This is a genomic window from Nocardia iowensis, assembly GCF_019222765.1.
Lineage (GTDB): Bacteria > Actinomycetota > Actinomycetes > Mycobacteriales > Mycobacteriaceae > Nocardia > Nocardia iowensis.
Genome location: NZ_CP078145.1, coordinates 2,405,458 through 2,430,425 on the forward strand (window position 1 = coordinate 2,405,458; position 24,968 = coordinate 2,430,425).

Genomic DNA, 24,968 nt, shown 5'->3' on the forward strand with positions numbered 1-24,968 from the left:
CGTCGATGCTGTGTTAGCCAGAAGGTAACCAGGGCGGTCGCAGATTCTGTCGGGGGCGGTTCCCTCCCCGGTCCGGGCGAGCACGGCAGCAGTTCCGTGGCTCGCTTTTTCGAATAAGGAGAGAAGTGGCAACGAAATTCAGCACGGTGGCGGTCGCTACGGCCGCCATCGCGACGGCCGTCATCGGCGGCGCGGGCACCGCGTCGGCGGCACCGAGCGCGGTACTCGGCGGCAGCTCCGGCATCGTCTTCGACAACAATTCGGCGTGCTCGCTGACCGCGATCGGCCACGACAGCGCGGGCAGGCTCGTCGGCATCACCGCGGGCCACTGCGCACCCACCGGCGCCAGGATGATCGCGGAGCGCACGCCGGAAGCCGGTGTGGTCGGCGTTGTCGCGTTCTCCGACGACGGTAAGGGCCTGGACTACGCGGTACTGGAGCTCGATCCGGAGCGGGTCACGCCGGTGCGCAGCGTCGGCCCGACCACCATTGCCGGATTCGGCGCCGCGCCCGGTCCCGGCGCCACCGTATGCGCGAGCGGGCGCACCAGCGGTAGCGACTGTGGCGTCGTATGGGGCGAGCTGGACGGCACCAGCATCAACCAATACTGCTCGAAGCCAGGCGATTCCGGCGGTCCGGTCGTCGTCGGCGATCAGCTGGTAGGGATGAATCAGGGCAGGCTCACCGGCATCGGCCCGATCGGGTTCGACGTGCCGTGCACCACGGCCGCCAATCCGCTGCACTCGCCCGCCTTCTTCCAGCCGATCGCGGTGATCCTCGCCGCCATCAACGCCCAGGGTGGCGTCGGCGCGGGCTTCCAGCCCATCTGACACGAAATCGCCTCGCGGCGTCAGGAATTCGCCGCGGCCGCCAGCTCGCGCAGCGCGGCCGCGGTGAATTCGTCCAGCGGATAGAACAATTCGATGGCCAGCTCGGAGAGGGTGACGTCGGCGGGCGCGCCGAAGGTGGCCATCGTGCTGAACATCGACATCTCGCCCATCGGCGTGCGGATCCGGATCGGCACCTCGAACGGGCTCGGCGGGCCCGCACCAACTTTCGGTTCGTCCGGCGGATCCGGCAGCCGCGGATAACGGCTCACCTCGTCGTACAGCGCCGTCAGCTGCGGGTCGCCGCTCGCGCCGACCTGCCGGGCAAGGCGCTGTTCGAACAACTCGCGAACCTGGCCCAGGTTGGCCAGCCGTGCGGCCAATCCGTCTGGATGCAGCACCAGGCGATATACGTTGGGCTGCGGCAGCAATAGATGCTCCGGAATTCCGTGCATCAGCACGCCCATCGCGGCATTGCCGGTGACCACGTTCCACAGCCGGTCGACGACGACCGCCGGATACGGTTCGTGCGCGGTCAGCATCGTGCGCAGCGCGGTCCGCACCGAGGTCAGACCGGCGTCATCGAGACTGCTCTCCCGGTAGGCCGGTGCGTAGTCGGCGGCGAGCAGCAGGGTGTTGCGTTCGCGCAACGGTACGTCGAGCGTCTCGCACAGCCGCAGCACCATCGTCCGGCTCGGTTTGGCGCGTCCGGTCTCCACATAGGACAGATGCCGGGCCGAGGTGTCCGCCGCCAACGCCAGGTCGAGCTGGCTGAGCCTGCGCCGCTGCCGCCACTCGCGCAGCAGCATGCCGACGCGCGACCGGGTTTCCAGCTGGGATTGTGCCACCTGACCAGGCTAATCATCGACCGTGCCTGGCCGCCATGACCTCAGAGGTTATTGAGACGCTCACCTCATGCCCGCCAAGGTGGGGTCCCGGGAGCCGATCGGCTCCGCCGAATCGACCCACCGGAGTTGGACATGAACACCTTCCTGGCCCCCGAACCGACCTACCGGATCGACTTGCTCCGTACCACCCTGCGCGTGGACGGGTGGAGCACCGGCGCCTTCGGGATCGTCATGCTGGCCGGGGCGGCACCCCTGCGTGATCCGCTCGGCCTGCCGACCACCTGGTCCATCCCGATCGGCGTCGCGATGCTCGGTGGCGCGCTCGCGCTGCTGCTCATCGTGGGAATGCCCGAGATCCCGTTCCGTCACGCGTGCGCCGTCGTCGCGGTGAACGCGCTGTCGGCGGTGGGGATGGTAGCTCTCGCGTTGTCCGGTCTGATCGAGCTGACCGGTCTCGGCGTCGCGTTCCTGTTCATCGGCGCGACGGTGGTCGCGGCCTTCGCCGTGGTCGAGTTCACCGGTGTGCGCCGCGCCGGCTACTGACCAGGACCGGCGCGGCTGCGGATAGCTCACGTAGGCAACGACTTTCGTCGTAGCGACAAAAGGGTTTGCGCAGGTTGCGGCGCGGATGAGTAGATATTTCAAGTGAACATATCGACGATCGACATCCGGCTGTTGACCGCCGACGAGTGGGCCGTTTTCCGGCGGGTGCGATTGCGGGCGCTGGCCGACACGCCGCAGTTCTTCGGGTCGACACTGGCGGAAGCGCAGGCGCGCACCGAGCAGGATTGGCGAGCGGCGCTGCTGGATCGAGCGCAGTTCGTGGCCACCGCCGATGGCGCCGAGCTGGGCACCGTTGCGGGGTTGCCCGAGCCCGAACGTGGTGGTGTGCATCTGATTTCGATGTGGGTGGCGCCGGAGGCACGGGGTACCGGGGTGTCCGATCTGCTCGTGCGTGCGGTCATCGATTGGGCCGCCGCGGGTGGGCATACGGTGATTCGGCTGGAGGTTGCGGACGGGAACCCGGTGGCCGAACGGCTGTATATCCGCAATGGATTCGTGCGGACCGGGGTGAGCGGACCGATCAGGCCGGGCGATCCGCGACTGGAATACGAGATGGTGCACAACCTTTAGCGCGCCGCGTTTGCCTGCTCGTCCGCCGGGTATTCGCCCGTCGATCGGGAGGTGACGGGCATGCCGGAGCAGGCCATGGCGCGGCACGGACACCGTTTGGTGGATTGGTCTCGGGGGCCATCGGTGCTCCGCTGGCGGTCGTGGTGGGGAGTGTTACGGCGGACCGTATCGGAATTTTTGGACGACAACGTCACGGATTGGGCTGCGGCGCTGACGTATTACAGCGTGCTGTCGATCTTTCCCGGACTCATCGTGCTCACCGCCATTCTGGGTGCGCTCGGCCCGTCCGCGACACAGTCGCTGATCGACACCATTCAGGAGATCGGACCGGGTAGCGGAACCGCGTTGCTCGTCGACGCACTCGAACAGCTACAGGGATCGCGGCAAATAGCGGGGCCATTGGCCCTTATCGGTCTCGGTACCGCGCTGTGGACGGCGTCCGGATATATCGGGGCCTTTATGCGGGCATCCAACGCGATCTATGACATCGAAGAGGGGCGGCCGATCTGGAAGACCGTTCCGGTGCGCATCGCATTGACCGCGACAATGGTGGTGTTGATCGCGTTATGCGTCATCGGTGTCGTGGCCACGGGCACGATCGCCGAACGCCTCGGCCGGTGGCTCGGCGTCGGATCGGCCGGGGTGCTGGTGTGGGATATCGCGAAATGGCCGGTGCTCGCGGTGCTGGTCAGTTTGGCGTTCGCGCTGTTGTACTGGGCCGCGCCGAACGCGCAGCAGCCGGGCTTCCGGTGGTTGAGCCCCGGCAGCGTGCTCGCCGTGGTTTTGTGGATCGCCGCCTCGGCCGGATTCGCGGTGTATGTCGCCAATTTCGGCTCCTACAACAAGGTTTACGGCTCGCTGGGCGGTGTCGCCGTCTTCCTGGTGTGGCTGTGGCTCTCCAATGTCGCGGTGCTGCTCGGCGCGGAATTCGATGCCGAACTAGCCCGCGGCCGCCGCATCGAACAAGGACTGCCGCCGGGCGAGGAGCCATTCCTGCCGCCGCGCGATACCCGCGCCATGTCGGATGAGGACGCCGAAAAACACGGTGCTGTCGAAAAAAACGGTGCCACTGAGAAAAAGGGCGAAGCAAAATAGTCAGCTGCCGATTCCGCAGCAGACAGGAGGCAATCATGAGCCCGGCAAAACCCCCGGAGCACGAGACGGACAAGTTCCACGAGGTAGCCGAGGCCGCCCGCGGAAAAGCGGCCGAAGCCGAACAACGCGCTGCGGAGAAGGCCGCGGAACTGCGTCGAACGGCGGAGCAGAAGGCCGCCGAAGTCGCGCGAAAGGCGGAAGAGAAGGCTGCTGAGGAAGCCCGCCAAAACGAGGCCGCTGCTGCCGAGGCACGGCGGAAGGCCGAGGCAAAGAAGGCGGCGGCAAAGAAAAAGGCCGCCGAAGCGATCCGGCGCGCCGCCGAACGAAGTGATGCGGCGCCAGGGCAGGCGCCCGTTGTCGGTGCGGGTGTCGAATCCGCTGCGCCGGGGAAGGGCGCCGAGTCGGCAGCGCCGGACACGGGCGCGGAGCCAGTGGTACCGAACGCGGGTGTCGAGTCAGCGGTGCCGGACAAGGGTGCTGAGTCAGCAGTGCCGGGCAAGAGTGCCAAGTCCGCGGTACCTGACAAGAGTGTCGAGTCAGCAACGCCGGACAAGGGTGCCGAGTCAGCAGTGCCGGACACGGGCGTTGAATCGGCAGGGCCCGACACAGGCGCCGAGCCAGCGGTACCTAGCAAGAGTGCCGAGTCAGCTGTGCCGGACGCGGGTGTCGAGTCGGCGGTGCCGGGCAAGAGCGTCGAGTCGGCGGTGCCGGACGCGAGTGCCGAGTCGGCGGTGTCCGACAAGAGTGCCGAGTCGGCGGTGCCGGACGCGGGTGTCGGGTCGGCGGTGCCGGACGCGGGCGCCGAGTCGGCGGTGCCGGGCAAGAGCGTCGAGTCGGCGGTGCCGGACGCGGGTGCCGAGTCGGCGGTGTCCGACAAGGGTGCCGAGTCGGCGGTGTCCGACAAGAGTGCCGCGTCGGCGGTGCCCGACAAGAGTGCCGCGTCGGCGGTGCCCGACAAGAGCGCCGAGTCAGCGGTGCCCGACAAGAGTGCCGCGTCGGCGGTGCCCGACAAGAGCGCCGAGTCAGCGGTGCCCGACAAGACTGCCGCGTCGGCTGTCTCGGACCTCGTGGCCGACGAAAGCCGTCCACTGGACGTCGCGCGCCGACAGCCCGGGGCACTTGCCGCGCTCGCCGCGCTGGTCGTGTTCGTCCTGTGGCGGGTATTGCGCCGCCGCTGAGCGGACCCGGTCAGCCGAGCGCGGATTCCAGTTTGCCTAGGAAACGACCGAAGTGGGGATCGGACTCCGGGATCGCGAATCTATCGATGTCCCACCAGTGTTCGGTGCTGAACTCGCGCGGGTCGAGGGTGTAGGGATGCGAGCGGGTGCCTCGGATGAGGTACCAGAGGCTGACGTCCTCATGGCCGCTGTCCATACCGACGGTGGTGGTGATCGTGAGGAACAGCGGATCGGTGCCGGTCACCGTGAAATCGGCGCGAATGCCGATCTCCTCGGTTGCCTCGCGCCGCGCGGCCTCGAGCGGATGCTCGCCGGGGTCGACATGCCCGCCGGTCGGCAACCACAGTCCGGCGAGGCGATGGCGGCCGAGCAGCACCGCCCGCGCCTCCGGATCGACGAGCACGGCGTAGCAGACCAGATGCCGGCGCGGTGTCGCCGGTTTCACGCGGCGGAACACATCGTCGGTCGACGCCAGCCACGCCAAGGTCTCCTCGATGTGCTCCCGCTCGAGCCCATCGAAAGGTGCGATCCCACTCACGATCTCGGCGACAACAGCAGTCGCAGCTTCCATAGCCGCGCACTGTAGCGCCGCCCACCGACAAGATCCGACCGTCGCACCGGTCCATGTCCACCGGTCGGACCCACACCGACTGTGGCAGTCGCACACCCTGTTCACCGGGTGTGCGGCTGCCACAAAGGGTGTGCGGAACGTCCCGCGGCCGGGGAGTCAGGCGGGGATGGGTGCGTGTCGTAGGCGGAGGAGGGTGACCCCGTAGGTGACGAGCCAGACTACCCACAGCAGCCAGCTGACGAGGCTGAGCAGGGCGAGCGGTCCCGCATGGTCGATGATCGCAGGGGTGAGGAGTGCGGAGGTGAACAGGCCGGTGGCCGAGGTCAAGCCGAGAACGGCGTGCCAGCGGCGGATGAGGCCGGTGCGAAAGCCGCCGAGTGACAGGCCGAGCAGCGCGGTGGCCAGGAAGGTGCCGTTGAGGGCGAACAGCGCATTGTGAAAGGCCCACAGTCCGGCGGTGGCCGTGGCGGTGTGATCGGTGGTGGCACTGAGGGCGAGGCGGATCGCGACGATGCCTGCGAAGGTGGCGTTCTGCAGGAGCAGCCCTGCGAAGCCGAGCAGTGACCAGCCCGAGCCCGCGGCGCGTTCGCGCGGCCAGAGGACGGCGACGGCGGCGGCGCCGAATACGGTCGCGCACACCCAGGCGATGGGTGTGAGAGCCATAGCGAATTCGGCGAGTCCGGCTTTCGTGGTGAAGAAGGTGTTGACCTCGTCGATGTCGGCGCCGACCACGGGCATGCCCGCCGGTTCGATGATGAGGTTCGCGCCGACGATGACGAAAGCGAAGCCAAGGGCGGCGAACCCGCCGATGCGGGAGAAGGGCCAGGCGCCTGCGCGCTCTGTTGTAGCTGTCATATATTGAATATAGGCAGTGAAAAGTGAAAGGGGAACCCCATTGGCCGAGGAGCCGACCCGGCGCCGCTACGACTCGTTGCGTCGCATTGCCCAGGCGCAGCAGACGAGCGCGGAAATCGCCCGCGCCGCACGCACTTTGTTCGTGGCCAAGGGCTGGGCCGCCACGACGGTGCGCGACGTGGCCCGCGAGGCCGGTGTCTCGGTACCGACGGTCTACGCGGCCTACGGCAACAAGACCGGGCTGATCATGGCGTTGGCCGACGCCGCGGATCTGTCCGCTGACCTGCCGCGCTTGCTCACCGACCTGGAGACAACGGTCGATCCACGGCGGCAACTGGCGGCGATGGCGGGATACGACCGCAGGTTGTTCGAGCGTGCAGGCGACGTGATCATGCTGCTGCGCGAGGCCGGGCGCACGGAATCCGAACTGGCGCAGGCCTATCGCGCCGCCCGCGCCCGCGCCGACGACGCGCACCGGCAGGTGCTGGCCGCATGGCCACCCGGCACGTTGCGGCGCGACCTGGATGTGGCGACCGCCCTCGACATCTACGCGGCGATCTGCAACATCGACGTCTACACAGAACTCACCGTCGAGCGCGGCTGGTCGCCGGAGCGGGTCGAAACATGGTGGGGGAGTGTGCTCGTCCGCGAGCTGCTCGGCGAGGCACGGTGACGGCTTCGTCGACAGAGCTGCTTACGGTCGCAGCACCGAAACCAGGAACTCGGTCTGGTCGTAGACGGCCTTCTCGAACACGTCGTCGAAGTAGATGTCGAAATGCCCAGCGGGGTAACGCTTAACCACCGCGTGCTTGGTTCGTTCGGCCGCCCGCAGCGCGGATTTGACCGGAGTGATCGAGTCGTTGTCGCACAACGCGTACAGCACCGGCATCTTCAGTGCCTTGGCCCGCTTGCCCGGCGAATCGAACAGCGCCGAAAAAGCAACGCGCGCAGCTACCTTCGGCTTGTAGTTTTCGCTCTCCTCGGCCAGCCTGCCGTTGCCCTCCGGCACGTCGGCCGCGCTCATCAGCGCCGCCGACCGTTTGCGCCCCGCCAGCCGGATACCGACGTGCTTACGCCGGATCGGGCCGATCAGCAGATCGGTGGCGGCGATGGCGGTGACCTTGGTCATGCTGATCGGGCCCTTCGCCAACGCGCACGCCAGCCCGCTGGTGAACGGAACCTGCGCGACCACCGCGGCCAGATACGCGTCGTCGGGCGCCACCGAAAGCACGTGACCGCCGCTGAACGAGGTGCCCCACAAGGCGATCCGGGTCGCGTCGATACCGCGGATGGTGCGCGCGAAGGCAATGGCGGAATGCCAGTCCTCGCGCTGGCGGCCGATCCGGATCACCTGGCGCGGCTCGCCTTGGCTGGCGCCGAAATGCCGGTAGTCGAATACCAGGACCGCCATGCCAGCGGCGGCGAAGCGCCGCGCGTACCGGTCGAGTCCCATCTCTCGGTTCGCCCCCAGGCCGTGTCCCATGACCACGAGCGGGCGGGGCTTCGGCGCGCCGTCCGGGCGGTAGAGCCAGGCGGCGCACTGCTCGCTTCCGGAGGGGAAGCCGACCTCCACACGTTCCATGGCACCCAACCGTACTGCGTTGGCGGGCCCCGCACCCTGGCGGAGTGCGCGGTGACCAGTACTCTGGTACGGCGGACGAGTTGGCCGGGCGACCGCGGCATCGGGAACGGGCACTGTTGTGTCACTGCCCGGCGCCGAGGAAAGTCCGGACTCCACAGAGCAGGGCGGTTGCTAACGGCAACCCGGGGTGACCCGCGGGACAGTGCCACAGAAAACAGACCGCCCACGGCCTTCGGGTCGTGTGGTGAGGGTGAAACGGTGCGGTAAGAGCGCACCAGCGCCCCGGGTGACCGGGGCGGCTAGGTAAACCCCGCCCGGAGCAAGGTCGAAGGTCGCACCGTTCGCGGTGCGGCTGCGCAGGCGTTCGAGGGTTGCTCGCCCGAGCCTGCGGGTGGACCGCTCGAGGCACCCGGCGACGGTGTGTCCAGATGGATGGTCGCCCCCCGGTGCGAACCGGGGACAGGATCCGGCTTACAGGCCAACTCGTCCGCCCTTGGGTCGGCTCCTGTCGTCGGTCGCGGTTGGTTGCGTCGGGTTGTCGCCGTGGCGAACTCGGCGTTAACGGTTGAGATCCACTCCGCGGTCAGTTGATTGGGCCGACCGGGACGCGCGGCAAGCCAGTACATTGTCGGTCGAGGTTTTGTGCGGTGTGTCCGATTCGGAGTGGCCGCAGGATCGACTGCTAGGAGATCGTCATCAACGTTCACCCCATGCTGCGCCGCGCGGGTGTATTCGCTTCCGCGACAGCACTGGTCGCCGTGACCGGTACCGGTCTCGCCGCGGCCGCGCCCACCTTCAGCACCGCTCCGAAGACCACCGTCGACATCAACGGCGCCAAGCTGAACGGCGCCGCCGACGTGGATGTTTCGGTGACCTACAACTGCGAACCGGTCGACAAAGCCGTGACGCTCGAGGTATTCGTGCGCGGCACCGGCGAAGCGGAGCAGATGCTCGGCGCCAAGGCCGCGGCGACCTGCGATTCGAAACGCCACGAGGTCGTCCTCACCGCTGCGAAGATCGCCGAGTCCGCGCCCTTCACGCCTAGCGCCGGTCAGAACGTGCGGGTCTTCGCATCTTTGATAGGCGAAGGCCACGAGAGCATCGAGGGCGGAACAGCCGTCCGAAGGCTGACCATCAAATAGCGACGGTCTCAGTCCTGAAGGTGCTCGGGCGGAGTGATCGGGTCACCGTCCGGATCGATGGGAACCCATTGCCGAAGGCTGTTGTCCCACCCCAGAATCCGGCCCTGTAGGGCCGGATCGGCGGGATCCAGATCGAGTAGGGCCAACCGCGCCTCGTCCGGCAGGTCGGCGGTCACCAGGATGGCGGCGCCGCGCCCGTCCTCGGTCTCCAGCACTGCGGCGATGTCGGGGGTTCGGCTGCCCGGTCGACGGCGCTGCAGCCAGCGTCGGCGCAGCTTTCCCGGCGCGTCCATTACGCCGTCCGCGGTGCGTTCGGCCAGTCTTTCCAGGAACGCCTTGCCGTAGACCGCGGCCAGCGGAGCCAGTGCGGTGAATGCCGACCAATTCAGAATGTAATCGGGTATACCCCCTGGGGCGGGGATCCCGGTCGGCGTTGGTCCGGCCGACGGCCGTGGGGGTACTGGTCCAGGCGGCGCCGACGCTGCTCGCGGCGCAGGTGCGGCGGGCACGCCCGATGATTGCGCGTTCGATTCGGGCTGATCCACGGTGAGTCCTTCCCCCGATCACATTGGTACAGAACACGATCGTACGGCTCAGGCCCGGTCGGCATACTCGTTTGTCTGCCTGTCGGGAGCGCTCGCGCGGTGCCATGATGGAGGTAGCCGCGGGGCCGGAGCGCCCGGGCGCCCGCTCGGTGTCGCATACGGGCGCGACTCGGGTAGCGGGGCCTGGCATGGACATTCTCATTGTTCTCGGCGGCATCATCGGTGCGGGCGCGGTGGCCGTCGGGGTGCTGACAGCCAAAAGTGCGCGGGTGGTCGCGCAATTCGAGAAGGGGCTGATATTCCGGTTCGGCAGGGTGATCGGGACGCGAGAACCCGGGCTGCGCTTGCTGATTCCGTTCGTCGACAAGATGCGCAAGGTGTCGATGCAGATCGTCACCATGCCGGTCCCGGCGCAGGATGGCATCACCCGCGACAACGTGACGGTGCGGGTGGACGCCGTCGTGTACTTCCGGGTGTTCGACCCGGTGCTCGCGGTGGTGGAGGTGCAGAACTATCTGTTCGCCGTCGGGCAGGTCGCGCAGACCTCATTGCGCTCGATCATCGGCAAGAGCGATCTGGACAGCTTGCTCGCCAACCGGGAGGAGCTGAACAAGGGGCTGGAGATCATGATCGACAGTCCGGCACTCGGCTGGGGCATCCACATCGATCGGGTGGAGATCAAGGATGTGTCGATACCGGATTCGCTGAAGCGCTCGATGTCGCGGCAGGCCGAGGCGGAACGCGAACGCCGGGCCCGCGTCATCTCGGCCGAGGGCGAGTTGCAGGCCTCCGAGATGCTGGCACAGGCTGGTGCGCAGATGTCGGAGTCGCCTGCCGCGCTGCAATTGCGGTTGTTGGAGACTGTCGTTCAGGTTGCCGCGGAGAAGAATTCGACCTTGGTGCTGCCGTTCCCGGTGGAGTTGTTGCGCTTCCTCGAGCGCAGTACGCAGCCGGCCCAGAGCGGTGACCAGCAGGCACAGGCCAGTACGAAGCCATCGGAACAGGCGGCGGTAGCGAAACCCGCGACGGCAGAACCGGCGGCGATACCCGCCACGCCGGAGCAGCGCCAACTCGATCCGCCGGACGACGCGCCGAGCGCGAAGGGAAACAGCACCCGCGAGTGACCCAACCGGCGTATACCGATACGGGTACGGCCGACGCGTTTTCAACGGCGCCGTACGACCCGCATCGGCACAACGTAAGGACCGAGCGATGTCCGTGCTCATCCCCGTCATCGCCATAATCAGCATGATCGCGATCGGCTATCTGCTGAAATACCTGCCCGGCTACCTGCCGTGGTTGAAGGAGCGTTAGTTCAGCACATCATCTTGGCCATCTGGTAGACGGCCTTCGCCTCCTCGGGCGACGCCTCGACCTTGCCGGACGCCCGCTTGACGATGCTGTTGACGATCTCGTCCTCGGACTTGCCCGCCTTGAGCTCCTTGCAGCTGTCGCTGAGGATGGTGGCGATCTTCGTGTCGTCCTTGCCGTCGGCAAGTTTCGGGAACGCGCCGCGGAAGCTGACGACGAACGCACCGGCCTTCACATTGTCGACGACTTGCGCGTCGCCGCTCGACTGCGCCGCGGGAGCCGAGGACGAGGGGGCGGCACTGGAGGCTTTGTCGTCTCCGCAGCCGGTGAGGAGCAGGGCACAGAGGGTGGCGCTGGCCGCGAGAGCGGCGGTAGTTCTGATCACGGAGCGGGATGCTAGCTGCCCAGGACCAAAGTCGCCTCCCGTCAGGTGAACGGGAGGCGACAGGTTGTGGCGGAAGACTTGTGGGTCAGACCGGCGCGATGACGAAGATCTGGGCCCAGTGGGCGGCCTGGTCCGCACCGATGAGCGGCATCAGGTAGTCGAACAGAATCGTTGACATAGCTGTGGAACTCCCAATTGTCGACGTACGGGACATTTCGGAATGTGCGGGCGAAATGTGAGACCCGCTACGGCGGGCAACGTTAGCAGCCACGTCGCGGGCCTGCCGGTTCGGTGAACTCGCCGGGCCGATCCGCAGGTAACTAGCCGGACCGTGATCGACGTCATAAAGTAGTGCGCGTTGGCAAGGCCCGTTGCTGGGCGCGACGAGCCCTTCACACTTCGAATGCGGGAAAGCAGGTCTCAACTCATATGCGGATTGTTCGCTCACTGGTCGCCGGCGCGTTGATCGCCGGGGCTGCTTCGGTTTTCGCCATGATGGGTGCCGGTTCCGCCGGTGCCGTAGCGGTGACGCCGCTGCCGGGTGGGGTTCAGGTCGACCTCAGCCCCGCTGATACGGCCTGGGTCGCCCAGAACCATTTCGGACAGACCATCGGCCGCCTGCCCCATCCGTCGGCGCCGTCGTTCGGTCAAGCGCTGGACGCGGCGGCGACTGTGTCGTCATCGGTCGGCGGACGTGTCACCTTCACTGTGTACGGTCCGCTGGATTCGTTGAACGGCACCATGCTGGCGCTGCAGTAGGTCTGGCACCGACAGCGTGGAATTGCATCAACGGATCGTCTCGGCGCCGGTAGATTTCGGCGCCATCCGTTCTGAATTCGGCCTGGCCTCGGCGTATCCCGCCGAGGCCACCGCGGAAGCCCGCGACGCGTCCGACGCGTTCGCGGGCGACCGGGCCGATCGCACCGATATCCCGTTCGTGACGATCGACCCGCCGGGGGCCATGGATCTGGACCAGGCCCTGCATCTCGAGCGCACCGGCACCGGCTTTCTCCTGCATTACGCCATCGCCGATGTCGGTGCCGTGATCGATCCCGACGGCGCGCTGGCCAAGCAGTCGAGCGCCCGGGGGCAAACCTTCTACCTGCCCGACGGCACCGTCCCGCTGCACCCGCCGGTGCTCTCGGAAGGCACCGCGAGCCTGCTGCCCGAACAGCAGCGGCCCGCCGCGCTGTGGACCATCGAGCTCGACGAAAACGCTGAACCCCAACACTTTTCGGTACAGCGGGCGCTGGTCCGTTCGCGGGCCAGGCTCGACTACGCCGGCGTGCAGGCCGACGCCGACGCCGACCGGCTACACCCCTCGATCGCGGCCCTGCCGGAATTCGGTACGCGGCGCATCGAGGCCGGGCTGGTGCGCGGCGCGATCGGGCTGCGGTTGCCCGCGCAAGCCATCGTCCGGTCCGGTAACTCGGATGGTCACTGGCGCCTGATCGTCGAACCACGGACCGCGGCGGACGACTGGAACGAGCAGGTCTCGCTGCTGACCGGGATGTGCGCGGCACGCATCATGATCGACGCGGGCGCGCCCGCGCTGCTGCGCACCATGCCGCCACCCGCCGAATCGGCGATCGCGTCCATGCGCCGTACCGCGGCGGCATTGGGTGTGCAGTGGCCGGAGGAGCAGTCGGTCGGGCAGATGCTGGCCGGGCTGGACCCGAACACCCCCGCCGCGCTCGTCCTGATGTCGGAGGCGACGAGCCTGCTGCGCGGCGCGTCCTACACCGTGCTGGCCGGGGACACCGCGTCGGTCACCCCGGAAAGCTTGCAGCACAGCGCGATCCGCGCGCCGTACGCCCATGTCACCGCGCCGCTACGCAGGCTGACCGACCGGTTCAGCACCGAGATCTGTCTGGCCCGCTGCGCGGGAACCGAAGTGCCGCAATGGGTTACCGAGGGGCTGGCGGCCACCGCCGACACCATGCGGCGCAGCGACGCGATCGCGGGCAAGGTGGAACGGGCCTGCATCGACCTCACCGAGTCGACCCTGCTCGCGGAGCGGGCGGGCAGCGAGTTCGATGCGGTGGTGGTGCGCGAAGCCAACAGCAACCGCCCCGCGGAGATCTTCGTCGCCGACCCGCCGGTTCTCGGCCCGTGCGCGGGCGAACCACCGGAAGGCGCGACCGTCCGGGTCCGCCTGCTCTCAGCCGACCCGGCCACTCGCAAGATCAACTTCGCCTATCCGGTGTAAGCCGCCACCCACCGCCCGGCGCACCCCCTGTATGTGCCACACACCCAGTGCACGGGATGTGCAGCCAACAGAAACAGGGGTGGATTAGTCGGCGGTTACGGCCGCGGCCGCCTCGGGGTAGCGGGTGAGCGCCTTGCGGGCGGCCGCGTCTTCGGCGCCGGCGAGTACTCGATAGAGGGCGGTTTCCTCGCCCGCGGCGCCCGCGTCCGCGGCGGTGCCGTAGATGGCGTGTTGGGATTCGACGGCGTCGCGATGATCGCCAAGGACGGTTTGTAAGCGTTTCGCCCGGCTGCCGCGTTCGCCTGCGTCTTCGCCGAGGACCGGTTCGGCGGCTTCACATGAATACCGTAATCGCTTGGCGCTCTTGCGGATATCGTGCAGCAGCTCCACCCGGTCGGCCGGGGTCACGGTGGTTTCCTGCTCGATGAGCTCTTCGACGCGTTCGCGGTCGCGTTCCAGTACTACGCCGAAGAAGTCCGCCGCCGGTACCTTGGCCCGCGAGGAACGCAGGGGCGGATCGGTGCGCCACTTGGTGAGTTCGTCGCGCAGCTCGCGGTAGCGCACGCTGTCTACCGCCAGCAGTACGTCGGCGTGGGCGGCGGAGTACCGGTCGTGTTCGGCCGTGACCAGCCGGGCGGTCACCGCTTTGATTTCCTCGGCCGAATGATCCGACTGCTCGCCGTGTTCGGCGAGCAGCGCCTCGAACCTTTCGGCGCGCACCTCGGCATCGCGGGCGACGCCGAGGACACCGGCCAGCCACTTGAGCTCATCGCCCATCGCCTTGGCCCGCGCGCGGTCGAACAGCCCGCGATAGGACCGCAGCACGCTGCGCAGCCTGCGCGTCGCCACCCGCATCTGATGCACCGAATCGGGTTCGTCGGCGCGCACCTCGGGTTCGGCGGCCAGCAGCCGGTCCACATTGTCGCGCAGTGCCTCGACAATCGCCTCGCCCGCTGTGGCCGTCATGGTTAACCCGCCTTCGCGAATCGGTCGGTGGCTTCGACCAGATGATGGGTGATGCCCGGTTCGTTGGCCGCGTGCCCGGCGTCGTCCACGATGTGCAATTCCGAGCCCGGCAGCGCTTTGTGCAGATCCCAGGCGCTCACCGCGGGGCAGACGATGTCGTGGCGGCCCTGGACGATCACCGTCGGGATGTGCGAGATGGTGCCGATGTCGCGCAGTAGCTGGCCTTCGTCGAGGAAGCCGCCGTTGCGGAAGTAGTGGTTCTCGATCCGCGCGAACGCGAGCGCGAACCGCGGTTCGGCGGTCTCGGCGACCCGATCCGGTTGCGGCAGCAGGGTACTGGTCGCTCCCTCCCAGGTGGACCAGGCGATGGCGGCCGCGAGCGCGACCTCTTCGTCGGGGGAGTGCAGCAACCGGTGATAGACCTCGACCAGATCCGCACCACGCTCGGCTTCCGGCACCGGCGCGAGGAACTTCTCCCACTCGTCGGGGTACACGCAGCCCGCGGGGCCGTTGTAATACCAGTCGATTTCCTTGCGGCGCAACAGGAAGATGCCGCGCAGCACCAGCTCGGTCACCCGGTCCGGGTGCGTCTCGGCATAGGCGAGCGCGAGGGTGGAACCCCACGAGCCGCCGAACACCTGCCAGCGCTCGACGCCGAGATGCGCACGCAGCGCCTCGATGTCGGCGATCAGGTGCTGGGTGGTGTTGGTCGCCAGGCTCGCGCCCTCGGCCAGGTGTGGCGTGGAACGTCCGCAGCCGCGCTGATCGAGCAACACGATCCGGTAGGCCGCCGGGTCGAAGAACTGCCGGTGGTACGGCGAGGTGCCGCCGCCGGGGCCGCCGTGCAGGAACACCACCGGTTTACCGTCGGGGTTGCCACTGACCTCCCAGTACACCGACTGGCCGTCACCGACGTCGAGCTTGCCGGTGTCGTAGGGCTCGATCTCGGGGTACAGCGTCCGCCGCGGTGCGTCGCCCATCAGAACGCGAGTCCGGCGGCGAGGTCCGGCAGTTCCAGCGCTTCGATCGCCTGCTTGTGCACGTCGGCACAGCTCTTGGTGGTGAGGCGGTCGACGACCGGCTTGTCGGCGAGCACCGCGCCGTTGATGCCGCCGTTGCGCAGCGCCCATTCGTGCACCAGCGCGTTGAGCCCGATCTTGCCGAGCGTCGGACCCTGCACCCGCCAGTTCGACAGCTCCGGCCTGATCATGTCGCAGAGCTGGGCGGCCGCAGCGTCGGAGATCTCCGGGGTGCCCGGTTTGCTGGTGCCCGCGGTTCCGCCCGGCTTGCTGGTCGCCGGTGCCGACGTCGTCGAGCTCGCGCTCCCGGTCGGAGCCGGGTTCGACTCGCTTCCACATGCGGTCAGTGCTGCGGCGGCGAAAACGCCTGCCAGCAGCAGGGTGCTGCGTGAAATCCAACGGCTGTGCGGCATCGGTACCTCTGCTCGTAACGTCAATGTCCGCATCGAGTCTGCCATTGTTTTGCCGACCCGGCCCGTTTCGATCGGCTGGGCCGAGCAGTGCGGTAGGCGCGCACCGCCCGGCCGATCCTCGTTACGCCGAGGTTCTAGAAGCTGTGCTCGGGACCCGGGTAGGTGCCCCGGCGCACTTCTTCGGCGTAAGCGGCCGCGGCGGTGCGCAGTTCGTCACCGACATTGCCGAACCGCTTGACGAACTTGGCGGTCTTGCCGCTGGTGTAACCCGCCATGTCCTGCCAAACCAGCACCTGCGCATCGGTTTCCGCGCCCGCGCCGATGCCGACGGTCGGAATGGTCAGCTTGCGGGTGACCTGGGCGGCCAGCTCGGCGGGCACCATCTCCATGACTACCGAGAACGCACCCGCTTCCTGCACCGCGATCGCGTCGGCGATGAGCTGCTCGGCGCCGTCGCCGCGGCCCTGCACGCGGAACCCGCCCAAGGTATTGACGCTCTGCGGGGTGAAACCGATGTGCGCCATCACCGGAATGCCCGCCGAGGTGATCATGGCGATCTGCTCGGCGACCCGCTCGCCGCCTTCCAGCTTCACCGCGTGGGCCTGGCCTTCCTTCATGAACCGGGTCGCGGTGGCCAGTGCCTGCTGTGGCGAGGACTCGTAGGTGCCGAACGGCAGATCGGCCACCACCAGCGCGTGCGGTGCGCCGCGCACAACGCCGCGCACCAGCGGGACGAGTTCTTCGACGGTGATCGGCACGGTGGTGTCGTAGCCGTAGACCACGTTGGCCGCGGAATCGCCGACCAGCAGCACCGGAATGCCTGCTTCTTCGAACAGCCGGGCCGAGGAATAGTCGTAAGCGGTGAGCATGGCCCAGCGCTCGCCGTCGGCCTTCATCTGCTGCAGATGGTGCACCCTGGTCTTGCGCGCCTTCTTGGGCTGGGTGGGTGCCGCACCGTAGGCAGGGGTTTCCGAATCGGATACGGACATCATCGTCCCTTTCGTCTGGTGTCTCCTCGGGGCCCATCCGGGTCCCCGGGTTCGTCTGACGAATTCCAGTGTGCCAGCTCTCACCGGGCCGCATTAACCCCCGCGACCGATGCAATTGGTCACACGACCGGGCGGTCCGCGCGGGTCATCTGGGCCGGTTTGGCGCGTCTGACCGGTGCGTTGACCGTGCCGAGCGGGCGAGCTGCCACTATCAGAGCATGGCTTTGGTTCGGAATGGGCGCGGTGCGCTGATGGTGGCGGTGCTGGCGGTGGTGGCGGCGGGGTGCACGCTCACCACGGACGAGCCGCAGGGGCCGATGCCGACACCGCCCGCCGAGCTGACCAAGTTCTACACGCAGACGATCCAGTGGGGCGGTTGCCGAGGCTTCGGCGCCCAGGACGACCGCTTCGCACCCAACGCGGAATGCGCGCGGATCAACGTTCCGATCGACTATGCCGCGCCGGACGGGGCGACCGCGCAGATCGCGGTGTCCCGGATCAAAGCGACCGGGAAACGAATCGGTTCGCTGCTGATGAACCCCGGCGGGCCGGGGGAGTCGGGCCTGACCATGTCGGCGCTCGGCAACAAGACCCCGCTGGCCGAACACTTCGATCGGGTCGGTTTCGACCCGCGCGGCGTCGGCTCGTCGACCCCGGCCATCGTCTGCGAAACTGCGCAGGAACAGGACGCCGAGCGGGCCGAACCGCCGAAGGACAACACGCCTCATGGCATCGCCGAGGCGGAGGACGAGAACCGGGAGTACGCGCAGCGCTGCACCGAACGCACCGGCAAGGAATTCCTCGCCCACGTCGGCACCCGCGAGGTGGTGCGGGATCTGGACGTGATGCGGGCGGCGCTCGGCGACGCGAAGCTCAGCTACCTGGGTTACTCGTACGGAACCAAGATCGGTTCGGCGTACGCCGAGAAGTTCCCCGACCACGTGCGCGCTCTGGTACTGGACGGCGCCATCGACTCCTCGCAGGACCCGGTGCAGGAGTCACTGCGCCAGGCGGAGGGTTTCCAGAAGGTGTTCGACGCCTACGCGGCGGACTGCGTGAGCAAGGGCGAGTGCCCGCTCGGCACCGACCGGGCACAGGCGGTGCAGCGATTCCGTGAGCTGGTGAATCCGTTGTGGGACAAGCCCGTATCGACCACCGATCCGCGCGGCCTCAACTACGGTGACGCGCTCACCGGCGTGCGGCAGGCGCTCTACAGCAACGATATGTGGCCCGTGCTCACCCTCGGCCTGTCCGAACTGCGCGACGGTCGCGGCGACACCCTGCTGCAACTGGCCGACCTCTACGACGGCCGCCGTGACGACGGCACCTATAGCAACACCACCGACGCGTTCAATGCCATTCGCTGCGTGGACGATCCGCGCATCAGTGACCGGGAGATCACCGCCAAGCAGGACGCCGAATACCGCAAGGCGGCGCCGTTCCTGGATGACGGCCGCGGCACCGGCGCGGCCCCGCTGGACCAGTGCACCGTCTGGCCGGTGCCGAACACCAGTGACCCGCACCGTATTTCGGTGACCGGGCTGCCGAAGACGGTGGTCGTGTCGACCACCGACGACCCGGCGACGCCGTACCAGGCCGGTGTCGAGCTGGCCGCACAGCTCGGCGCCTCGCTGGTGACCTACCAGGGCAACCGGCATACGATCGCGTTGTCCGGCGGCTCATCGTGCGTGGACCGCGCGGTGATCGACTATCTGGTCGACCTGAAGGAACCGGCACCGGGCCTCACCTGCGCGCCGAACGGGCGGTGAAATCTTTTTCCCGCAACAAGCACAGCACACTCAGCGTGTATGTAACACGGATTTAACGCCGGGTGCTTACTCTCGCGGACATGGATCGCCAGAAGGAATTCGTGCTGCGGACGCTCGAAGAGCGGGATATCCGCTTCGTACGTCTCTGGTTCACCGACGTCTTGGGTTACCTGAAGTCCGTCGCGATCGCTCCCGCCGAGCTGGAGGGTGCTTTCGAGGAGGGCATCGGCTTCGACGGCTCGGCCATCGAAGGCTTCGCCAGAGTGTCCGAGGCCGACATGGTCGCTCGGCCGGATCCGTCCACCTTCCAGGTGCTGCCGTGGGCCACCAGCAAGGGCCACCAGCACTCCGCACGGATGTTCTGCGACATCACCATGCCCGACGGCTCGCCGTCCTGGGCCGACCCGCGCCACGTGCTGCGCCGTCAGCTGAACAAAGCCGGCGACGTCGGCTTCAGCTGCTACGTGCACCCGGAAATCGAGTTCTTCCTGCTGGAGAATGGTCCGCAGGACGGCTCGCAGCCGACCCCGGCCGATTCGGGCGGGTTCTTCGACCAGGCCGTGCACGATTCGGCCCCCAATTTCCGCCGCCACGCCATCGACGCGCTCGAGTCGATGGGCATCTCGGTGGAGTTCAGCCACCACGAGGGTGCGCCGGGCCAGCAGGAGATCGACCTGCGCTACGCCGACGCGCTGTCCATGGCCGACAACGTGATGACCTTCCGCTACCTGATCAAGGAAGTGGCCATCGACGAGGGCGTGCGCGCGACGTTCATGCCCAAGCCGTTCGCCCAGTACCCCGGCTCGGCGATGCACACGCACATGAGCCTGTTCGAGGGCGAGGCGAACGCCTTCCACGATCCGGACGACCCGATCAACCTGTCGGACACCGCGCGGGCGTTCATCGCGGGCATCCTCGAGCACGCGCCGGAGATCAGCGCGATCAGCAACCAGTGGGTGAACTCCTACAAGCGGCTCATCCACGGCGGCGAAGCGCCGACCGCGGCCTCGTGGGGCCGGTCGAACCGCTCCGCGCTGGTCCGGGTGCCGATGTATACGCCGAACAAGTCCTCCTCGCGCCGCGTCGAGATCCGCAGCCCAGATTCCGCATGCAACCCCTACCTGACCTTCGCCGTGCTGCTGGCGGCCGGTCTGCGGGGCATCGAGAAGGGCTACACGCTGCCGCCGGAGGCCGAGGACGACGTGTGGTCGCTGACCGTGGCCGAGCGGCGCGCGATGGGCTTCCGTGAGCTGCCCGGCACGCTGGACGAGGCGCTGCAGGCGATGGAGCGCTCCGAACTGGTCGCCGAGACGCTCGGCGAGCACGTGTTCGACTTCTTCCTGCGCAACAAGCGCCGGGAGTGGGCGGACTACCGCAGCCAGGTGACGCCGTACGAGCTCAAGGAGTACCTCGGCCTCTGAGCACGGGGCAATTCTGGTACCGAAGGTATGTTTCCGCGGCGGCGAGTCCTTAGCGTCGAGCATGTAATTTGAGACCTATGGTCCGGCCACCGTCTGCTCGCTCGGCTGTCCCCAGCGTCGGACGGCTCGGCTTGCTCGAGCCCTCCGCCGCAGCCTCATTGCGCGAATTGGGCTGGGACAACGTCGAAGGTATTCCCGTGCTCTGGGCGTTGTCGCGCGCACCCGACGCCGACCTCGCGCTGAACACCCTGATCAAACTGCGCGAGCAGCTCGGGACCGATTGGGCGACACTGGATTCGGCGATCCGGGCGGAAACCTCGTTGCGGGGCAGGCTGTTCGCCTTGCTCGGCTCGTCCAGCGCGTTCGCCGATCACCTGGTCGCCGACCCGGCGGCCTGGCAGATCCTGCGCCGCAAGGGCCTGCCGACGCGCGACGAGTTGATCGCGGACCTGCTCGACACGGTCGACGCGGTGCCGGAGCAGGGACCCAATGCGGGGCCGTTGCTGTTCCGGGCCGGTCAGTCGGGTCCCGAGGTGGTCGCGCTGCTGCGCAAGCGGTATCGCGATCAGCTGATGCTGCTCGCGGCGCTCGACCTCGCCGCCACCGTCGAAAACGAGCCGGTACTTCCGTACCAGGTAGTCGGGCGGCACCTTACGGCCTTGGCGGACGCGGCGCTGACCGCGGCGCTCGCGGTGGCGGTGGCCCGGGTCTGCAGGGACGGGCCGGTGCCGGTGCGGCTCGCGGTGATCGCCATGGGCAAGAGCGGCGCGTGCGAGTTGAACTACGTCAGCGATGTCGACGTGGTGTTCGTCGCCGAGCCCGCCGACGCCACCGCGACCCGGTTGGCCGCCGAAATGATGAGCGTCGCCAGCGCTGCCTTTTTCGAGGTCGACGCGGCGCTGCGACCGGAGGGCAAGGCGGGCGCGCTGGTGCGCACGCTGGAATCGCATGTCGCCTACTACAAGCGGTGGGCGCGGACCTGGGAGTTCCAGGCGCTGTTGAAGAACCGGCCGATGACCGGCGACCTGGAACTGGGGGAGAAGTACCGGGACGCGCTGATGCCGATGGTGTGGACTGCCTCCGAGCGCCCCGACTTCGTGGCCGACGTGCAGGCGATGCGGCGACGGGTGGAAGACCTGGTCCCCGCCGATCTACGCGAGCGCGAGCTGAAGCTCGGACACGGCAGCCTGCGTGACGTCGAATTCGCCGTCCAGCTCCTGCAATTGGTGCACGGACGGGTCGACGAGTCGCTGCACGTGCAGGGCACCGTCGAGGCGTTGACCGCATTGGCCGCCGGTGGCTACATCGGCCGCGACGACGCCGCGAATCTCACCGCGTCCTATGAGTTCCTGCGTCTGCTCGAACATCGGCTCCAGCTGCAGCGGTTGCGGCGCACGCACACCCTGCCCGCCGCGGATGACGAGGAGGGCATGCGCTGGCTGGCCCGCGCCGCGCACATCCGGCCGGACGGCAGGCAGGACGCGGTCGGCGTGCTGGCCGCCGAGATCCGCCGAAATGCGGTGCGGGTGCGGCGATTACACGCCAAGCTGTTCTACCGGCCGCTGCTCGAATCGGTGGTCAAGATGGAGCCGGACGCGTTGCGGCTCAGTCCCGACGCGGCGATCCGGCAGTTGGCCGCGCTGGGTTACCAGGCGCCCCAGCACGCGCTCGGGCACCTGAAAGCACTCACCGGCGGGGTGTCGCGCAAGGGCCGAATCCAGGCGCTGCTGCTGCCGACCCTGCTCGAATGGCTCGGCGAGACACCGAATCCCGACGCGGGGCTGCTCGCCTACCGGCGGGTGTCCGAGGGGCTCGACGACCAGATCTGGTTCCTGCGCGAACTGCGCGACGAGGGCGCGATAGCGCAGCGGCTGATGATCGTGCTCGGCTCCTCGGAGTACCTGCCCGACTTGCTGATCAACGCGCCGGACACCATCCGGATGTACGCCGACGGGCCCGGCGGTCCGCTGCTGCTCAGCCCGCAGCCGGAAGACGTCGCGCGCGGCATCATGACCGCCGCGGCCCGCTACGACGATCCGAAACGTGCTGTGGCCGCGGCACGTTCGCTGCGCAGGCACGAGCTGGCCCGGGTCGCCTCGGCCGATTTGCTCGGGATGCTCGACGTGCAACAGGTCTGCCGGGCGCTGTCCTCGGTGTGGGTCGCGGTGCTGGAAGCCTCACTCGCGGCGGTGATCCGGGCGAGCGAGGCCGAATTGAGCGCCCCCGCACCCGCCGACCTCGCGGTGATCGGCATGGGCAGACTCGGCGGCATGGAGCTCGGCTACGGGTCCGATGCCGACGTGCTGTTCGTCTGCGATCCGCGCCCGGGTGAGGACGAGACCAAGGCCGTGAAGTGGGCGATCAACGTCGCCGACAAGGTGCAGCAATTGCTCGGCGCACCGAGCACCGACCCGCCGCTGCACGTGGATGCCGGGCTGCGCCCCGAGGGGCGCAACGGCGCGCTGGTCCGCACGCTGGCCGCCTATGCCGCCTACTACCAGCAGTGGGCACAGCCGTGGGAGGTGCAGGCGTTGCTGCGGGCGCACCAGGTCGCGGGCGATCAGCAGCTCGGACTGCGTTTCCTGCACACCATCGACAAGGTGCGCTACCCGGCGGGTGGCGTGTCGGCCGAAGCGGTGCGCGAGATCCGCCGGATCAAGGCTCGCGTCGACGCCGAACGACTACCGCGCGGGGCCAACCCCGCCACCCACACCAAGCTCGGTCGCGGCGGTCTCGCCGACATCGAATGGACCGTTCAGCTGATGCAGTTGCGCTACGCGCACGACGTCATCGGCTTGCACAACACCTCGACGCTGGAGTCGCTGAACGTCATCGAGCAGCACGAACTCCTCGCCGCCGCCGACGTCGCCCTGCTCAGGGACGCCTGGCTCACCGCGACCAAGGCTCGCAACGCACTGGTCCTGGTGCGCGGCAAACCCGCCGACCAGCTGCCCGGCCCCGGTCGCCTGCTCTCCGCCGTCGCCCGCGTCGCGGGCTGGCCCAACGACGACGGCAGCGAATTCCTCGACCACTACATGCGGGTCACCCGCAGAGCGAAAGCGGTGGTGGAGCGCGTCTTCGGGCAATAGGGCCGATCTCACAGACACTTTGCACGGGGCACAGATGGTGTATCACCTGTGGGGCGCGCGGAGCGTCTGTGAGTTGTGCGGTTACGTGCCGACGAGTTCCTGAAAGCGGTCGACGAAAGCGCGGATCGCCTGCCGGTCTTCGCCGAGGTCGGGGCGGTGGCCTTGCTCGGCGGTCACCGTCACGGGGCTGCCAGCGCGTAGCCGCAGCTCCTCCCAGCACCACGGCAGGATGAGGGCGTGCACGCTGCGATCGTTGCTGCTGACGGCGATTCGCGAGGTGTACCGGCCCGCCATTGCTGCCAGCTCTTCGGCGCTCTCGGTGGTGAGCGCACCGGCTGCGCGGAACTCTTCGATGTACACCAGCCCACCTCCCGCTGCTTCGCGTCGCGTGCGACCGAGTCTAGGTCGATGCCCCTCCCGTCGACAGCTACCCGGCAGGGGTCGGCCCACCTTGTCGACTTCATGATCAACGGGACATGGGGGCGAGCCATTCTCGGCGGATGCGTCCGCTGATCATGAGAGGGGTGCGCGCGGGAACTTCACGGTGGGCACACATTGTCTCCACACACGGCACATAGGCTCGGGGACATGCCTAAATGGTTGGAGAGAGTAGCGCTCGGGGTGGGATGGTGCGCTCTGGCGATGGGAGCGGTCGGGGTCGTGCTGCATTTCGGGGCGTGGCAGTGGCGGCCGCTGGCCCTGCTGGCGTCGGGGGCGTCGTACTTGATGGTCGGCGCGATCGTCGGGCTGGTGTTCTTCCTGATCGCGCGGGGCTGGCGCAGTGCGGGTGTCGCCGGGGTGCTGGTGGGTGTGGTGTTGTGGACGTTGGCTCCGGCGTTCGTGCCCGAAGGGCGGGCGGCGAGCGGGCCCGAAGTCGGGGTGATGCAGTCGAATCTGCTGTTCGGGCAGGCGGATGTGGGTGCGGTGTTGCAGGCGGTGCGGGACAACCGGATCGACGTGCTGACCGTGAACGAACTCACCGATGCCGCGGTCGATCGGCTCGCGGCGGCGGATATCGGTGCGGTGCTGCCGTATTCGTACCTCCAGCCCACCGCCGACGGCGGTGGCGGCACCGGGATCTACAGCCGATACCCGTTGCGCGACACCAAGAAATACGACGGCTTCATCCTGAATCAGGTATCCGCGACGATGGACCATCCGGAACGCGGCCCGATCGCGGTATTCGCCTTCCACCCGATCCCGCCGCCGTTCAATTTCGCGGACTGGCTGGTGGAGATGCGCAGGATCCGCGAAATCCTGGACGCGCAACAGGGTCCCGCGATCGTCGGCGCGGATTTCAACGCGACGCGCGACCACGCGGCGTATCGCGACCTGCTGCGCGGCCGCTTCGCCGCCGCGGCCGACCAAGTGGGTGCGGGCCTGTTGCCGACGTTCCCGAACGACCGGCGGTGGGGACCGATCATCGGCATCGACCACGTGTTGCTCGCCGATGCCACGGCGCAGGAGGTGCGCACCCTCAGCGTCCCCGGATCGGACCATCGCGCCTTGATCGCCCGGGTACGGTTGAACTGATCTCGCAGGCACGGTCGAAACCGGCAGCGCGCGTGGGTTTCCCGGTCTTCTCGATCCGCACCCGTGGCGCGGCGACGACCGTGTGAA

General features: G+C 68.0%; 25 protein-coding genes and 1 other RNA gene. 15 read left to right on the forward strand and 11 right to left on the reverse strand.

Going from position 1 to position 24,968, the window contains the following annotated elements:
- Window positions 1-125 precede the first annotated feature (125 nt).
- Window positions 126-830 carry a S1 family peptidase gene (locus KV110_RS11045; protein ID WP_218475652.1) on the forward strand — a complete coding sequence of 235 codons (705 nt, stop codon included), beginning with the start codon at window positions 126-128 and terminating at the stop codon, window positions 828-830.
- 20 nt (window positions 831-850) lie between these two features.
- On the opposite strand, the gene KV110_RS11050 is transcribed toward KV110_RS11045, so the two are convergent.
- Window positions 851-1,636 carry a helix-turn-helix domain-containing protein gene (locus KV110_RS11050; protein WP_218478355.1) on the reverse strand — a complete coding sequence of 262 codons (786 nt, stop codon included), beginning with the start codon at window positions 1,634-1,636 and terminating at the stop codon, window positions 851-853.
- Window positions 1,637-1,807: 171 nt separating this feature from the next.
- Here KV110_RS11050 and KV110_RS11055 point away from each other — a divergent pair, with 171 nt between their 5' ends.
- From KV110_RS11055 to KV110_RS11070, 4 genes are all read left to right on the forward strand, one after another.
- A complete protein-coding gene (locus KV110_RS11055) occupies window positions 1,808-2,218 on the forward strand; it encodes a hypothetical protein (protein ID WP_218475654.1) in 411 nt (136 codons plus the stop codon).
- Between the two features lie 102 nt (window positions 2,219-2,320).
- Window positions 2,321-2,809 (forward strand): GNAT family N-acetyltransferase, encoded by a 489-nt coding sequence (locus tag KV110_RS11060; RefSeq protein WP_218475656.1) that lies wholly within the window; start codon window positions 2,321-2,323, stop codon window positions 2,807-2,809.
- Between the two features lie 60 nt (window positions 2,810-2,869).
- A complete protein-coding gene (locus KV110_RS11065) occupies window positions 2,870-3,904 on the forward strand; it encodes a YihY/virulence factor BrkB family protein (RefSeq protein ID WP_218475657.1) in 1,035 nt (344 codons plus the stop codon).
- Between the two features lie 35 nt (window positions 3,905-3,939).
- Window positions 3,940-5,082, forward strand: a complete 1,143-nt coding sequence (locus KV110_RS11070) for a hypothetical protein (protein WP_218475659.1) — start codon at window positions 3,940-3,942, stop codon at window positions 5,080-5,082.
- A gap of 10 nt (window positions 5,083-5,092) precedes the next feature.
- Here KV110_RS11070 and KV110_RS11075 read toward each other — a convergent pair whose 3' ends face one another.
- Both KV110_RS11075 and KV110_RS11080 read right to left on the reverse strand, forming a co-directional pair.
- On the reverse strand, window positions 5,093-5,653 hold the full coding sequence (locus tag KV110_RS11075) for an NUDIX hydrolase (RefSeq protein WP_218475660.1): 561 nt from the start codon (window positions 5,651-5,653) through the stop codon (window positions 5,093-5,095).
- 156 nt (window positions 5,654-5,809) lie between these two features.
- Window positions 5,810-6,508, reverse strand: coding sequence for a hypothetical protein (locus KV110_RS11080; protein ID WP_218475661.1), 699 nt, complete (start codon window positions 6,506-6,508; stop codon window positions 5,810-5,812).
- Window positions 6,509-6,524: 16 nt separating this feature from the next.
- Between KV110_RS11080 and KV110_RS11085 the strand changes: the two genes are divergently transcribed.
- Window positions 6,525-7,181 carry a TetR/AcrR family transcriptional regulator gene (locus tag KV110_RS11085; protein WP_246634466.1) on the forward strand — a complete coding sequence of 219 codons (657 nt, stop codon included), beginning with the start codon at window positions 6,525-6,527 and terminating at the stop codon, window positions 7,179-7,181.
- 21 nt (window positions 7,182-7,202) lie between these two features.
- On the opposite strand, the gene KV110_RS11090 is transcribed toward KV110_RS11085, so the two are convergent.
- Window positions 7,203-8,090 carry an alpha/beta hydrolase gene (locus KV110_RS11090; protein ID WP_218475663.1) on the reverse strand — a complete coding sequence of 296 codons (888 nt, stop codon included), beginning with the start codon at window positions 8,088-8,090 and terminating at the stop codon, window positions 7,203-7,205.
- A gap of 76 nt (window positions 8,091-8,166) precedes the next feature.
- Here KV110_RS11090 and rnpB point away from each other — a divergent pair.
- Window positions 8,167-8,580: RNase P RNA component class A (rnpB, locus tag KV110_RS11095), an RNA gene on the forward strand.
- 220 nt (window positions 8,581-8,800) lie between these two features.
- Complete coding sequence (locus KV110_RS11100) at window positions 8,801-9,232, forward strand: hypothetical protein (RefSeq protein WP_218475664.1); 432 nt, start codon at window positions 8,801-8,803, stop codon at window positions 9,230-9,232.
- An 8-nt stretch (window positions 9,233-9,240) separates the two neighbouring features.
- Here the strand turns inward: KV110_RS11100 and KV110_RS11105 are convergent, their stop codons facing one another.
- A complete protein-coding gene (locus tag KV110_RS11105) occupies window positions 9,241-9,777 on the reverse strand; it encodes a hypothetical protein (RefSeq protein WP_218475666.1) in 537 nt (178 codons plus the stop codon).
- A gap of 188 nt (window positions 9,778-9,965) precedes the next feature.
- Here KV110_RS11105 and KV110_RS11110 point away from each other — a divergent pair, with 188 nt between their 5' ends.
- Entirely contained in the window at window positions 9,966-10,901 is a 936-nt protein-coding gene (locus KV110_RS11110) for a slipin family protein (RefSeq protein ID WP_218475668.1), read from the forward strand.
- A gap of 191 nt (window positions 10,902-11,092) precedes the next feature.
- On the opposite strand, the gene KV110_RS11115 is transcribed toward KV110_RS11110, so the two are convergent.
- On the reverse strand, window positions 11,093-11,473 hold the full coding sequence (locus KV110_RS11115) for a hypothetical protein (protein WP_218475670.1): 381 nt from the start codon (window positions 11,471-11,473) through the stop codon (window positions 11,093-11,095).
- Window positions 11,474-11,902: 429 nt separating this feature from the next.
- Here KV110_RS11115 and KV110_RS11120 point away from each other — a divergent pair, with 429 nt between their 5' ends.
- Window positions 11,903-12,232 (forward strand): hypothetical protein, encoded by a 330-nt coding sequence (locus KV110_RS11120; RefSeq protein ID WP_218475672.1) that lies wholly within the window; start codon window positions 11,903-11,905, stop codon window positions 12,230-12,232.
- A gap of 16 nt (window positions 12,233-12,248) precedes the next feature.
- Window positions 12,249-13,682 carry an RNB domain-containing ribonuclease gene (locus tag KV110_RS11125; protein ID WP_218475674.1) on the forward strand — a complete coding sequence of 478 codons (1,434 nt, stop codon included), beginning with the start codon at window positions 12,249-12,251 and terminating at the stop codon, window positions 13,680-13,682.
- 84 nt (window positions 13,683-13,766) lie between these two features.
- Here KV110_RS11125 and KV110_RS11130 read toward each other — a convergent pair whose 3' ends face one another.
- The 4 genes from KV110_RS11130 to panB form a co-directional block, all read right to left on the reverse strand.
- Window positions 13,767-14,648 (reverse strand): CHAD domain-containing protein, encoded by an 882-nt coding sequence (locus tag KV110_RS11130; RefSeq protein WP_218475676.1) that lies wholly within the window; start codon window positions 14,646-14,648, stop codon window positions 13,767-13,769.
- Between the two features lie 2 nt (window positions 14,649-14,650).
- Window positions 14,651-15,628, reverse strand: a complete 978-nt coding sequence (pip, locus tag KV110_RS11135; RefSeq protein ID WP_218475678.1) for a prolyl aminopeptidase — start codon at window positions 15,626-15,628, stop codon at window positions 14,651-14,653.
- Window positions 15,628-16,080 carry a hypothetical protein gene (locus KV110_RS11140; RefSeq protein WP_218475680.1) on the reverse strand — a complete coding sequence of 151 codons (453 nt, stop codon included), beginning with the start codon at window positions 16,078-16,080 and terminating at the stop codon, window positions 15,628-15,630. The genes pip and KV110_RS11140 overlap by 1 nt, the downstream gene beginning before the upstream one ends.
- A 134-nt stretch (window positions 16,081-16,214) precedes the next feature.
- The gene (gene panB / locus KV110_RS11145; protein ID WP_218478358.1) at window positions 16,215-17,069 is read right to left on the reverse strand and encodes a 3-methyl-2-oxobutanoate hydroxymethyltransferase; all 855 of its coding nucleotides are present in this window, start codon (window positions 17,067-17,069) and stop codon (window positions 16,215-16,217) included.
- A gap of 218 nt (window positions 17,070-17,287) precedes the next feature.
- Between panB and KV110_RS11150 the strand changes: the two genes are divergently transcribed.
- From KV110_RS11150 to KV110_RS11160, 3 genes are all read left to right on the forward strand, one after another.
- The gene (locus KV110_RS11150; protein WP_218475682.1) at window positions 17,288-18,838 is read left to right on the forward strand and encodes an alpha/beta hydrolase; all 1,551 of its coding nucleotides are present in this window, start codon (window positions 17,288-17,290) and stop codon (window positions 18,836-18,838) included.
- 80 nt (window positions 18,839-18,918) lie between these two features.
- Window positions 18,919-20,259, forward strand: coding sequence for a glutamine synthetase family protein (locus KV110_RS11155; protein ID WP_218475684.1), 1,341 nt, complete (start codon window positions 18,919-18,921; stop codon window positions 20,257-20,259).
- 77 nt (window positions 20,260-20,336) lie between these two features.
- A complete protein-coding gene (locus KV110_RS11160) occupies window positions 20,337-23,348 on the forward strand; it encodes a bifunctional [glutamine synthetase] adenylyltransferase/[glutamine synthetase]-adenylyl-L-tyrosine phosphorylase (protein WP_218475686.1) in 3,012 nt (1,003 codons plus the stop codon).
- Between the two features lie 81 nt (window positions 23,349-23,429).
- Here KV110_RS11160 and KV110_RS11165 read toward each other — a convergent pair whose 3' ends face one another.
- A complete protein-coding gene (locus KV110_RS11165; RefSeq protein WP_218475687.1) occupies window positions 23,430-23,708 on the reverse strand; it encodes a hypothetical protein in 279 nt (92 codons plus the stop codon).
- A gap of 282 nt (window positions 23,709-23,990) precedes the next feature.
- Between KV110_RS11165 and KV110_RS11170 the strand changes: the two genes are divergently transcribed.
- Window positions 23,991-24,881, forward strand: a complete 891-nt coding sequence (locus KV110_RS11170) for an endonuclease/exonuclease/phosphatase family protein (protein ID WP_246634467.1) — start codon at window positions 23,991-23,993, stop codon at window positions 24,879-24,881.
- The last annotated feature ends 87 nt before the right edge of the window (window positions 24,882-24,968 follow it).